The 11,674-nt window shown below is 47.9% G+C and carries 11 protein-coding genes; 8 read left to right on the forward strand and 3 right to left on the reverse strand.

Annotated elements, in window-relative coordinates:
* Positions 1 to 61 precede the first annotated feature (61 nt).
* The 5 genes from P2W84_RS03855 to P2W84_RS03875 all read left to right on the forward strand — a co-directional run bounded on the left by P2W84_RS03855 (position 62) and on the right by P2W84_RS03875 (position 5,692).
* Positions 62 to 1,990 carry an alkaline phosphatase family protein gene (locus P2W84_RS03855; protein ID WP_276088788.1) on the forward strand — a complete coding sequence of 643 codons (1,929 nt, stop codon included), beginning with the start codon at positions 62 to 64 and terminating at the stop codon, positions 1,988 to 1,990.
* Between the two features lie 4 nt (positions 1,991 to 1,994).
* On the forward strand, positions 1,995 to 2,480 hold the full coding sequence (locus tag P2W84_RS03860) for a GtrA family protein (RefSeq protein ID WP_276088789.1): 486 nt from the start codon (positions 1,995 to 1,997) through the stop codon (positions 2,478 to 2,480).
* Positions 2,481 to 2,555: 75 nt separating this feature from the next.
* Positions 2,556 to 4,346 carry an aromatic amino acid hydroxylase gene (locus P2W84_RS03865; RefSeq protein WP_276088790.1) on the forward strand — a complete coding sequence of 597 codons (1,791 nt, stop codon included), beginning with the start codon at positions 2,556 to 2,558 and terminating at the stop codon, positions 4,344 to 4,346.
* Positions 4,346 to 5,047 carry an SDR family oxidoreductase gene (locus P2W84_RS03870; RefSeq protein ID WP_276088791.1) on the forward strand — a complete coding sequence of 234 codons (702 nt, stop codon included), beginning with the start codon at positions 4,346 to 4,348 and terminating at the stop codon, positions 5,045 to 5,047. Before P2W84_RS03865 ends, P2W84_RS03870 begins: the two co-directional genes overlap by 1 nt.
* Positions 5,048 to 5,143: 96 nt before the next feature.
* Entirely contained in the window at positions 5,144 to 5,692 is a 549-nt protein-coding gene (locus P2W84_RS03875; RefSeq protein ID WP_276088792.1) for a C40 family peptidase, read from the forward strand.
* A 2-nt stretch (positions 5,693 to 5,694) separates the two neighbouring features.
* Here the strand turns inward: P2W84_RS03875 and P2W84_RS03880 are convergent, their stop codons facing one another.
* Together P2W84_RS03880 and P2W84_RS03885 are read right to left on the reverse strand one after the other, a co-directional pair.
* Complete coding sequence (locus tag P2W84_RS03880) at positions 5,695 to 6,582, reverse strand: flavin reductase family protein (RefSeq protein WP_276089031.1); 888 nt, start codon at positions 6,580 to 6,582, stop codon at positions 5,695 to 5,697.
* A gap of 30 nt (positions 6,583 to 6,612) precedes the next feature.
* Positions 6,613 to 7,608 carry a fumarylacetoacetate hydrolase family protein gene (locus tag P2W84_RS03885; RefSeq protein ID WP_276088793.1) on the reverse strand — a complete coding sequence of 332 codons (996 nt, stop codon included), beginning with the start codon at positions 7,606 to 7,608 and terminating at the stop codon, positions 6,613 to 6,615.
* Between the two features lie 357 nt (positions 7,609 to 7,965).
* On the opposite strand from P2W84_RS03885, the gene P2W84_RS03890 reads away from it, so the two are divergent.
* The 3 genes from P2W84_RS03890 to P2W84_RS03900 all read left to right on the forward strand — a co-directional run bounded on the left by P2W84_RS03890 (position 7,966) and on the right by P2W84_RS03900 (position 11,298).
* Positions 7,966 to 9,123, forward strand: a complete 1,158-nt coding sequence (locus P2W84_RS03890; protein WP_276088794.1) for a homogentisate 1,2-dioxygenase — start codon at positions 7,966 to 7,968, stop codon at positions 9,121 to 9,123.
* Between the two features lie 32 nt (positions 9,124 to 9,155).
* A complete protein-coding gene (gene hppD / locus P2W84_RS03895) occupies positions 9,156 to 10,286 on the forward strand; it encodes a 4-hydroxyphenylpyruvate dioxygenase (RefSeq protein ID WP_276088795.1) in 1,131 nt (376 codons plus the stop codon).
* A 112-nt stretch (positions 10,287 to 10,398) separates the two neighbouring features.
* The gene (locus P2W84_RS03900) at positions 10,399 to 11,298 is read left to right on the forward strand and encodes a YihY/virulence factor BrkB family protein (RefSeq protein WP_276088796.1); all 900 of its coding nucleotides are present in this window, start codon (positions 10,399 to 10,401) and stop codon (positions 11,296 to 11,298) included.
* On the opposite strand, the gene P2W84_RS03905 is transcribed toward P2W84_RS03900, so the two are convergent.
* A partial coding sequence (locus P2W84_RS03905) for a hypothetical protein (RefSeq protein WP_276088797.1) occupies positions 11,299 to 11,674 on the reverse strand: 376 nt, incomplete at its 5' end. It lies immediately after the preceding gene.

An 11,674-nucleotide genomic window follows, 5' to 3' on the forward strand; every position in this document is an offset into this window, starting at 1 on the left:
CAGCCCGTTAAAATTACATTAACTTTATGTAAATTTGTGCCCGAAAAATTACGGGCACAAATTGAAGACAACCGACAAGGCTGGCATCGGCCTATACCTCGCACTTGCTTACCGCTTTCTGGTTATCCTGTTCATTTATACCTTCTGCAGAATAGGCTTTTATATGTTTAACCGGGACCTGTTCCACGACATAGATGCTGTACGTTACCTGCGTATCCTGTATGGCGGGCTAAAATTTGACATCTCTGCACTGTTGTATATCAACCTGCTGTTCATTGTTTTACACGTACTGCCATTTCAATTCAAATACCATCAGTCCTTTCAGCGCTTTTGTAAATGGCTGTTCATCATCAGCAACAGTATCGGCATAGCCGCAAATCTGGCCGACTTCGCCTATTACCGTTACACACTGAAACGTACGACTGCAACAGTTTATGGCCAGTTCAGGCACGAACAGAATAAATTGAAACTGGCCTGGGATTTCCTGCTGGATTACTGGTATCTGCTCTTGCTGCTGGCTGCACTTATCTGGCTTTTCAGCAAGGTCTACGATCTGGTAAAAATCCACAGAACGCCTGTATTCAACTGGAAGACCTATGTGCTGCAGACCGTATTGCTGGTCGCCGTTGCCTTCGGTACACTGACCGGAATACGCGGGGGCTGGGGTTTCGGTACCAGACCGATCACCCTGAGCAATGCCGGAGAATTTGTGGAAACCCCTGACCAGATGGCCCTGGTACTGAATACCCCGTTCTGTATCTTCAGGACATTAAAAGCGCAAAAGCTCCGGACGCTGGATTATTATGACGAGCAGACACTGCAGCAGATGTACAATCCCATCCACCTCCCTGCTGATACCGGCAAATTCAAAAAACTGAACGTAGTCTTCCTCATCATCGAGAGCCTGGGCAAGGAACATGTGGGAGCACTCAACCGCGACATCAATGGAGGCCGCTATAAAGGCTTTACGCCTTTTCTGGATTCGCTGGTTAATGAGAGCTACACCTTTACCCATACCTATGCCAACGGACGTAAGTCCATTGACGCTATCCCTTCGGTCATTACGGGTATCCCTTCCATTCGTGAGCCCTTCATCTTATCTATCTATTCCGGAAATAAAACAACCAGTATCGCCAGGTTGCTTGGAGACAAAGGCTATGAAACGGCTTTCTTTCACGGTGCGCCCAACGGATCTATGGGTTTTTCTTCCTATACGCACCTGGCAGGCATTAAACATTATTTCGGTCAGAACGAATACCAGAAAAAGGGCGATACCGACGGGACCTGGGGTATCTGGGACGACCCTTTCCTGCAATACATGGCACAGACGATGAATACCCTGAAACAACCGTTCTTTGCCGGTTTCTTTTCCCTGTCTTCACATCATCCCTTCCGCCTGCCGGACGAGTACAAGGGAAAATTCCCGAAGGGTCATCTGCCCGTGCAGGAAGTGATCGGTTACACAGACATGGCCCTGCGTAATTTCTTCCGGACAGCCTCAAAGATGTCCTGGTACAAGAACACACTGTTTGTGCTCTGCGCTGACCATGCCACTGTTTCCTGGCTGCCCGAGTACCGCACCATACCGGGTTATTTCTCCATTCCTATCCTCTTTTATTATCCCGGAGGACAACTCAAGGGCAAGTCGGACAAGCTGGTACAACAGATCGACATCATGCCGACTGTACTGAACTATTTACATTACGACAAACCGTATTTTGCGCTTGGCTTTGATGCATTTGCAAAAGGTAATGATAACTTTGCCGTTAACAACAATGACGGGACCTTTAGCTTTTACCAGGGCGATTACCTGCTGCTCAACGACGGCATACAGAACACTGCCCTTTACAATTTAAAGACGGACCGGCTGACGGAGCACAACATTCTGCGGCAGGAACCGTTAATGGCTGGTAAACTGGAGGCAAACCTGAAGGCGTTCGAACAGCAATACACCAACAGAATGATCAACAATAAATTAACGGTAGAATAGGACGATGCGTAAGGCCCTGCTGAAGATCATCGACTTCTTTTATCCGCCATTTTCACGCTGGCTGCCATTGCATACATTCAGATATATGGCAACCGGTGGCGCCACCGCCTTATCAGGCATTATTGGTTTCTACATTGCGTATAACTGGATATTAGGCCAGCGCAATATTTATGTTGACTTTCCCCTGCTGCCAAAAATGATCACTGCGCATGTGGCGGCCCTGATCATTAGCACCTTCGCAACTTATCTGATCGGTTTTACACTCAACAAATACCTGATCTTCACGCAGTCTAACCTGAAAGGCAGAAAACAATTGTTCCGCTATGGAGTTGTGATGGCCTTCAACCTGGTGCTCAACTACGGGCTTATGAAATATCTTGTGGAAGGCCTGCATTTCTATCCCTCTGTTTCACAGGCGTTCATTACCGTTACCCTGGCACTGTGCAGCTATTTCCTGCAGAAGCATTTTTCTTTCCGGGTCAAAAAATAGCCTGTTTTCAGTATATTTAGCCGTCGATAAAGATCCGCACCTCTTGACGGCATTTATAAAAAAACTGAAACAACGATGAGCGATTTTAACGACTTTAACAATCCTCAGGTGGCCGGTCTGCCCGATCATCTGAAGCAATTTATTGTAGAACAACATTACGGGCACTATACCCCCGTGGACCAGGCGGTGTGGCGTTATGTGATGCGCCAGAATTACAGTTACCTGAAAGATGTGGCCTATTACCCTTACATCAGGGGACTGCAACGTGCAGGACTAAGCATAGAGCGCATTCCCGATCTGCAGACCATGAACGACAACCTCGGCAAGATCGGCTGGGGCGCAGTAACGGTAGACGGTTTCATTCCGCCTTCAGCCTTTATGGAATACCAGGCTTACCGGGTGCTGGTAATTGCCGCAGATATCCGTCAGCTTAATCACATTGAATATACACCTGCGCCCGATATTATACATGAATCAGCAGGGCATGCCCCCATCATTGCGGATACCGATTACAACAATTATCTGAGCTACTTCGGTTCTATAGGTGCTAAAGCGATGTTCTCTTCCAGAGACTTTGAACAATATGAAGCCATACGCCACCTTTCCATACTAAAGGAATCTTCTGACGCAGATGAATCAGAAATCGCAAAGGCGGAAAAGCTGCTTGAAGAAATCTCTGCCAACATGGGCGAACCCTCTGAAATGGCATTGCTGAGCCGCCTGCACTGGTGGACGGTAGAATATGGGCTGATAGGCTCCCTGGACAACCCAAAGATCTACGGTGCCGGGCTGCTTTCCTCAATCGGGGAAAGTGCTTCATGTATGCGCCCGGAAGTGAAAAAACTGCCTTATAACATCGATACAATCAACTACAGCTATGATATTACCAAACCACAGCCGCAGCTTTTCGTAACCGGGACCTTTCAGAATCTCATTGACGTACTGGAAACTTTTGCCAATACCATGGCTTTCCGTACCGGGGGAGCGGCAGGCATCCGCAAAGCCATCGAATGTAAAAATACCGCCACGGCAGTGTTCAGCTCAGGCCTGCAGGTCAGCGGGATGTTCAGCGAATTGAGAACAGATGCAAATGGCGGTATCAGCTTTATCCGCACCTCAGGCCCTTCGGCCCTTGGAAGTGAAGGCAAACAATACAGCGAACACGGCAAAAAGGCACATCCCGACGGGTATTCCTCCCCAGTGGGCAAACTCAAAGGGATCGGTACGCCTATTGAACACATGACCACAAGGGAACTCCTGAATGCAGGAATCCGGCCGCAACACACGGCGGTCCTGGAATTTGAAAGCGGCATTACTGTGAAAGGAACCGTATTCTCCATACTACAGGAAGAGGAAGGGCACAACCTGATGATCACCTTCAGAAGCTGTATGGTCACTGACAGCGACGGTACCATCCTCTTCAAACCAGAATGGGGAAGGTATGATATGGCCCTCGGTGAAGAGATCGTTTCCGTTTTTAACGGTGCCGCGGACAAAAGCGCCTTTGAAGAGATAACACCAATAAGTAAAAAGCTGACCCACAAAGCGGAATATGACCTGCATACACTCAAACTGCATAAAATATACCACGATGTCCGTACTATCCGCGAGTCGCAACAGGGTTTTGAGCGGCTACCCGGCCTGTTTACCGAGTTAAAATCGTCATATGGAACGGACTGGCTGGCATCACTGGAAATACTTGAAATAACCGTACATTACGGGCAATTACCGGAACTGGAAAACGAACTTCGCTGTTACCTGACAGCAAAGGCAGCTTCCGATCCGGAGCATAACAAATTGATCAATGACGGGTTGAATGTCATCGCCAATCCAGTAACACAACTGACAACAGAAGAAGAAAGCTAATGAATATTGTACTTACCGGCGCCAGCAGCGGGATCGGTTTTGAAGCCGCCCTGGAATTTACACTCAGCAAAGAAAATAAAGTAGTATGTATTGCGCGGTCTGCAGAGCGGCTGCGCAAGCTGCTGGAAATAGCCAGGGGAATCAATCCTGACTGTACCCTGCTGCCGGTAGCTTTTGACATTGTCAATGACGATTATGCTGCGCTGATGCCTTTCCTCAGGGAAAAACTCGGCACCGTCGATATCCTGATCAATAATGCGGGTGCGCTGATCAACAAGCCTTTTAAAGAAACGACACCTACCGATCTTTACCAGATGTTTGAAAGCAATGTGATGGGACATTTCAACATGATCAGGCATTTATTGCCCTTAATGGGACCCGGTGGCCACATCGTGAACATTGGCAGTATGGGCGGCTTTCAGGGCAGTGTAAAGTTCCCGGGACTATCGGCTTACTCGGCCAGCAAATCGGCCTTGCATACCCTCACGGAATGCCTGGCCTATGAACTGTCTGAAACAGGCATTCGCATCAATTGCCTGGCCCTGGGATCGGCGCAGACCGAAATGCTGGAAATGGCTTTTCCAGGTTATCAATCTCCGGTAATGGCATTTGAAATGGGCAAATACGTAGCAGATTTTGCACGGACCGGTCATAAGTTCTTCAATGGAAAAACATTGCCTGTAGCGGTAACGACGCCTTAACCTGCGAGTAAACACCAAGTTATCAACATATTTAGGGCTAAGAGATAATTTTAATATCTTAGCCCTCAACCGATCCTGCAGGATTAAAGATAACCGATGAAACAAACCATTCTTCTGTTAGGTATGATCTTTTTTGGTGTTCCGGCCGTCAGGTCACAGACCACCATTCCCTTGCAGTACCAGAAAATGGTACAGGAACTTTCTCAACAGCTACCCGCTGAACAGAAACCGGAAATGGTAAAGGAGGAAACCAGTCCCAACCGTTTACTGGAATTTGCAAAATCGATGCTTGGCATCCGCTACCGGGCAGCTTCCAGCAATCCTAAACGTGGCTTTGATTGCTCAGGATTCGTAAACTATGTATTCAGCAACTTTGGGTTTAAGGTCCCGCGCTCTTCAAGGGACTTCGCCGCCAGCAACAGTGCGGTAAAACTCCAGGATGCAAAGATCGGCGATGTGATCGTATTTACCGGTACCAACAGTCGTTCGCGCACGCCTGGCCATGTGGGAATTATCTATTCCATAGATGGTGAAGGGATCAAGTTCATCCATTCCTCATCGGGCGGAAAAAAGGGGGTTACGATCACGAGCCTGAACGAAGGCTTTTACCGGAAGCGCTTTCTGAAGATCATCAGTATACTTTAGCATTAAAGCAAAACGATCCTCAGCGCTTCACTGACCTTACCCTCGTTCAGGAATATCCTGGCCAGTTCATGCAGCTCCCGCTCACGATTTGCCACATCGCCAATAGTGGCATCAAAGATTTCCTTTACACGCGGATCATTAGCCATACTGTCGATCTCTTCGGGGCCAGGAAGAACTTCGAGGTTCCCCAGCATCCCAAGGTCATTGCCCGTAAGTACCCTGGAATTCCTGACCGCGGTGGGCAGACTGTCTACGCCAATCCCTAATGTGGTCAGTGGCTTGGTAACCTTAAACAGGCTTTCAGGCGTCACGCGGCAATACCAATCGCCGCCAAGCCTGGCTACCAGGTCAATCTTTGCCTGATCTATTTTTCCATCAGCATCGAGGATCTCCTCTTTGATATGGATAAGTCTGATCTCGGCCAGCACCAGGTTACCTGCGCCCGGGTTTTCACCTAAACTGATAACTTCCCTGACCGTACATTCCAGTTGCACGGGCGCTTCAGCTACACGCGGCGGCCTGACCAGTTGCGACGGAAGCATCGTCAGACCCGCCTTTTCGAATTCATTGACACCTCTGGCATATTCGGTACTGGCGAGACTGGTCTGCTGCACCATGTCGTAATTGACGATGTTAATTACGCATTCTGACACTGCTAACACATTCTCCAGTGTATGCTTGGTTGTGTTGTCGCGCACCCTGCGGGCCGGTGAGAACACACACAATGGCGGGTTGCTGCTGAACAGGTTAAAGAAGCTGAAGGGGCTGAGGTTGACATTGCCGGCAGTATCTATCGTGGTAGCAAAGCAGATAGGCCTTGGCGCTATGGCATATTGCAGGTAATTCTGCAGTTGCGCAGGCCCTGCCTCTGACACATTTATCGTTTTCATCATGTTTCAGGATTTATCCGCCAATTCATCTTACTTCTTCAGGGCCAGAATGGAAAAATCTGAACTGGCTGCCTTAATGGTATTGCTCAGGCGCCCAAGACCGGTAATTTCCATTTCTACGATGTCTCCGTCCTGCAACCACTGCGGCTGATAAGCGGGATCGTTCAGCAAACCGGTACCGTTCAGTTCCAGGAAGCAGCCCGTGCCTACGGTACCTGATCCGATCACATCCCCGGGCAGAATATCTGCACCATAGGCACAACGCTCAATGATCTCCGCAAACGTCCAGTACATATCTGCCATACTGCCTGAAGACACCTGTACCCCGTTTACGGTGCAGGTCATTTTCAGGTCGTAGGTATTGCCCGTATGCCCCGGCTTAGGGCTGGTCCGGTAAGGTTCCAGTTCGTCCGGTGTCACCAGCCAGGGACCGGTCACAGTGGAAAAATCCTTTCCCTTGGCTGGACCAAGGCTGAGCAGCATTTCTTCCATTTGCAACGTGCGTGCGCTCATATCGTTCATGATCATGTAACCGGCAATGTAGCTGTCGGCTTCAGCGGCCCTCACATTACGGCCTTTCTTACCGATAACCACCGCTGCTTCCAGTTCAAAGTCCAGTTTCTGAAAGTGGTCGGGCATACACTCAATTTCACCTGGGCCCTGTATAGCATTGTGATTGGTGAAATAAAAGATCGGATACTGATCAAACTCGGGGATCATCTCAACTTTGCGGTTACGGCGCGCAGCAGCGACATGCTGTCTGAAGGCATAGCCATCACGACAGGAAGATGGGTGCGGTACCGGGGCCAGCAATTCATAGAATACTTCCTCCTTTGCCTCCAGGCTGCCGGCGATAATTTGCTCATTGACACGCTTTGCACGCTCCATAAGTACTTCTCCGCCCAGAAGAAAAGCATTCATGTTATCAGGCAGTTGCTTGTCGCAGGAATTCAGGTTATAGATGTGGCCGTTTACAAACACGCCCAGGTGTTCAGTGTCTTCCGTTTTGTAAGATACCAGCTTCATAAGTTTATGCTCAGTTTTTTATGTCGTATCAAAGCTATACAAAATACGCTAGTTATAACCAGTAAAATAATTTCTGAAAAGATTTATCTGCGGAGATGTTGTGGGTTACAGTCCGGATTGTTTACTTTAGCCATACATTAACAAGTAATGAGAATCAACAGGCATATAGCGAATGACCAGGTTGCCAGACAGGCACTCACCTCGTTCCGGTATGCCATGCTCTCGGCACTCATTTTTGCCCAGTATTCTTTATAGGACCCGGACAGTTCAGGCTGCTTCCCACTCTCATTTTGCTGTAAACGCACCCTGCGTTTAAACTGTAATTGTTTTCACCTGTTTTACATAAAAACCTATGTTATGCCTATATATCATACGCTAGGAACTATACCGCCGAAACGGCATACGGTATTCAGAAAACCAGACGGAGGACTTTATGCTGAAGAACTCGTCTCTACGGAAGGCTTTTCCAGCCTCTACTCGCTGGTCTACCACTGTCATCCGCCTACTATCGTCAAATCGCTTGGTGAACCCTATTCTGTCGAACCGAGGATAGCACGGGAGAAACACCTAAGGCACACCAGTCTTCTTGGGTTTAGTATCAATCCAGAAGATGATTACCTGCAAAGCAGGAAGCCGGTACTCGTGAACAATGACCTGCACATTTCACTGGCTGCGCCACGGAAATCTATGACGGCTTACTTTTATAAGAACAGTCAGGCCGACGAGGTGGTCTTTGTCCATGAAGGTACAGGGATACTGAAAACTGGTTTTGGTAAGATCAGGTTCAGCTACGGCGACTACCTGGTCATTCCCAGAGGCACCATATACCAGGTCGAATTCGAGACGGAACAGAACAGGTTGTTCATCATCGAGAGCTTCAGTCCCATCCGCACCCCTAAACGCTACAGAAATGCCTTCGGACAGCTGGAAGAGCATGCTCCGTTTTGCGAGCGGGACATACGCAGGCCGCGAGACCTGGAAACCTTTGACGAAAAGGGTGACTTTAAGGTACTGATCAAAAAACAGGGCATAATGTATCCTTACGTTTACGGAACACACCCCTTTGACTTCATCGGTTGGGACGGCTTTCATTACCCGTATGCCTTTTCCATCCATGATTTCGAGCCGATCACCGGGCGTCTGCACCAGCCACCACCCGTACATCAGACCTTTGAGGGTCACAACTTTGTGATCTGCTCTTTTGTACCCAGGAAGTACGATTATCATCCCCTCTCCATTCCGGCTCCGTATAACCACAGCAATGTGGACAGTGATGAGGTGCTTTATTATGTGGATGGGGATTTCATGAGCCGAAAAAGTGTAGAAAAGGGACAGATCACCCTGCATCCCGGTGGCATACCCCACGGACCGCATCCGGGGACGGTCGAAAAATCCATTGGCAAGGAGCGTACGGAGGAACTTGCAGTCATGATCGACCCCTTCCGCCCGTTGATGCTTACAGAAGACGCGTTAACAATTGAGGATGAGCATTATTTTAAAAGCTGGCAAGAATAGAGACTAACTGACTAACCATAAAAAAACTGAATATGTCTACAATAACATTTGCGGAAAAGATCGCTGAAGCGCAGGATTTCCTGCCGATCAACGGTACGGACCATATCGAGTTCTACGTAGGTAATGCCAAGCAGGCCGCCCATTATTACAAAACTGCCTTCGGCTTTCAGTCGCTGGCATATGCCGGTCCTGAAACCGGTGTACGTGACCGGGCATCTTATGTGCTGCAGCAAGGTAAGATCCGGATCGTACTGACCACCGCATTAAAATCCATCCATCCGATATCGGACCATGTAAAACAGCATGGTGACGGTGTTAAAATACTGGCCCTCTGGGTAGACGACGCCTACAGTGCGTTTAAGGAAACGACCAGGCGCGGAGCAATGTCCTACCTTGAGCCAGAAACCAGGACCGACGAACATGGTGAAGTGCGCATATCGGGCATTTATACTTACGGTGAAACAGTACACCTGTTTGTAGAACGCAAGAATTACACAGGTTCCTTCCTTCCTGGATATCAGCCGTGGAAAAATGACTACAACCCAACAGAAACCGGACTATTGTACATTGACCATTGTGTCGGCAACGTAGGCTGGAACAGGATGAATGAAACTGTAAAATGGTATGAAAGGGTAATGGGCTTTGTAAACATCCTCTCTTTTGACGATAAGCAGATCAATACAGAATACAGTGCGCTGATGAGCAAGGTCATGAGTAATGGCAACGGCTATTCGAAATTCCCGATCAATGAACCCGCAGAAGGCAAGAAAAAGTCGCAGATAGAAGAGTACCTGGAGTTCTATGAAGGCGAGGGTGTACAGCACATTGCGGTAGCAACAAAGGATATCCTTGCTACTGTCGGTGAATTAAAGGCCCGTGGGGTCGAATTTTTAAGCCCGCCCCCTGAAACTTATTATGACCTGATGCCGGAAAGGATCGGGGAAATCGACGAAGAGATCGAAAAACTTAAAGCACTCGGCATCCTGGTTGACCGCGATGAGGAGGGTTATCTTCTGCAAATATTCACCAAGCCCGTGGAAGACAGGCCAACGCTGTTCTTTGAGATCATACAGCGCAAAGGCGCGCAATCCTTTGGTGCAGGTAACTTTAAGGCCCTATTTGAAGCGTTGGAGCGTGAACAGGAAAGCAGGGGCAATCTGTAAAAGAGTCTATTCATTTAAAAACGAGAGGCATTCCGGGTAAAACCGGGTGCCTTTTTTTATCTCAAATATCAGGTATCTGTTTTTTTAAGTATTTTCGGCGAAAATGGCGTTAATGTCCGTTAGATTCTTTTTGCTGTGTTTCAGGACTGCCTTCAGGCTCCTTCAGAAAAATGACCCACTCCGGCTGGCCGGGGCAACGGCTTTCTTCACTAATTTCGCCCTACCGCCAATCCTTCTGATCCTGATCAGGCTCTTTGGCTTTTTCATCGACCGGAAAATACTGGCTTCCAGGCTCTTTGAGCGTCTTGCTGGTATCTTGGACGATAGCAGCACGCTTCAGATCAGACAGACATTACGTAACATCAGGGGGATTGACCACCAATGGTATGCTACGCTGGTCAGTTTTATATTCTTTATTTTTGTTGCCACTACGCTGTTCAGCATTATTAAGAATTCAATGGACCAGATCTGGTCTATAGCCAGTAAAGAGCATACAGGCTTTTTATTCAAATTGAAGTTGAGGGGCCGCTCTATGGTCATTATCCTGCTGGCAGGTGTCCTATTCATGTTGGGTTTTGTCACTGACAGCATACAGGCATACATTGGCGAGTATATCAATACTGCTGCACCGACCTTCGGGCGGGTATTTCTTTATATCCTGAACCAGCTGGTATTTATTGCAATTGTAATGACCTGGTTTACGGTATTGTTCAGATACCTGACCAATGGCAGACCGACGTGGGGTGCTGCACTGCGTGGTGGTTTGCTGACGTCTATCCTGTTCACCTTAGGAAAATATATTTTACGCGTCATGCTGCCACTTAGCGGAATCGGCAATATTTACGGCACCTCAGGCGCGATCGTGCTGATCATGCTGTTTGTATTTTATTCTTCCTTTATTTTCTATTTCGGGGCCTGCTTTGTAAAGGTACTGAGCGATGAAAAAGGAACACCTATAAGACCCATCAAAGGCACATACAATTATGAGATCAAAGAAATTGAAAGACGTTAGCTAGCGGGTCGCTGTAGTTGCCGGCAATTTCTCAAATCCCTGCATTTCAAAAACGGCAAGTTTATTCCACAGATTCCAGTGCAGTGTGCCAAAGAAATTAACTGTACTACCTTCATTATTCCTTCCTTCTATACAGATATTTTCCTTATAGATGGCTCTATGTGCTAAATTCTGATCGCTCAGGATGATTTCCTCATCCTGTATTCTTACATTTTTCACATCGATAGAAAACTGACTAAGCAATTCTGAGAAGTTGTTACCGTTTAGCAGGAGTTCAATGATTTTCATGGCAGTATTGTATAAGTTAGGGAAGATAGAGTCATCAATTATAGCGCCAAAAAAAAGCGACCGGCATTTCTTTTGAAATGCCGGTCGC

The sequence above is a fragment of the Pedobacter sp. JY14-1 genome, from assembly GCF_029269825.1.
Lineage (GTDB): Bacteria > Bacteroidota > Bacteroidia > Sphingobacteriales > Sphingobacteriaceae > Pedobacter.

Coding starts and splice junctions, on each gene's coding strand:
- P2W84_RS03860 (WP_276088789.1), top strand. CDS start 1,995: ATGCGTAAGGCCCTGCTGAAGATCATCGACTTCTTTTATCCGCCATTT.
- P2W84_RS03880 (WP_276089031.1), bottom strand. CDS start 6,582: ATGAAAACGATAAATGTGTCAGAGGCAGGGCCTGCGCAACTGCAGAAT.
- hppD (WP_276088795.1), top strand. CDS start 9,156: ATGTCTACAATAACATTTGCGGAAAAGATCGCTGAAGCGCAGGATTTC.
- P2W84_RS03885 (WP_276088793.1), bottom strand. CDS start 7,608: ATGAAGCTGGTATCTTACAAAACGGAAGACACTGAACACCTGGGCGTG.
- P2W84_RS03875 (WP_276088792.1), top strand. CDS start 5,144: ATGAAACAAACCATTCTTCTGTTAGGTATGATCTTTTTTGGTGTTCCG.
- P2W84_RS03870 (WP_276088791.1), top strand. CDS start 4,346: ATGAATATTGTACTTACCGGCGCCAGCAGCGGGATCGGTTTTGAAGCC.
- P2W84_RS03865 (WP_276088790.1), top strand. CDS start 2,556: ATGAGCGATTTTAACGACTTTAACAATCCTCAGGTGGCCGGTCTGCCC.
- P2W84_RS03900 (WP_276088796.1), top strand. CDS start 10,399: ATGTCCGTTAGATTCTTTTTGCTGTGTTTCAGGACTGCCTTCAGGCTC.
- P2W84_RS03890 (WP_276088794.1), top strand. CDS start 7,966: ATGCCTATATATCATACGCTAGGAACTATACCGCCGAAACGGCATACG.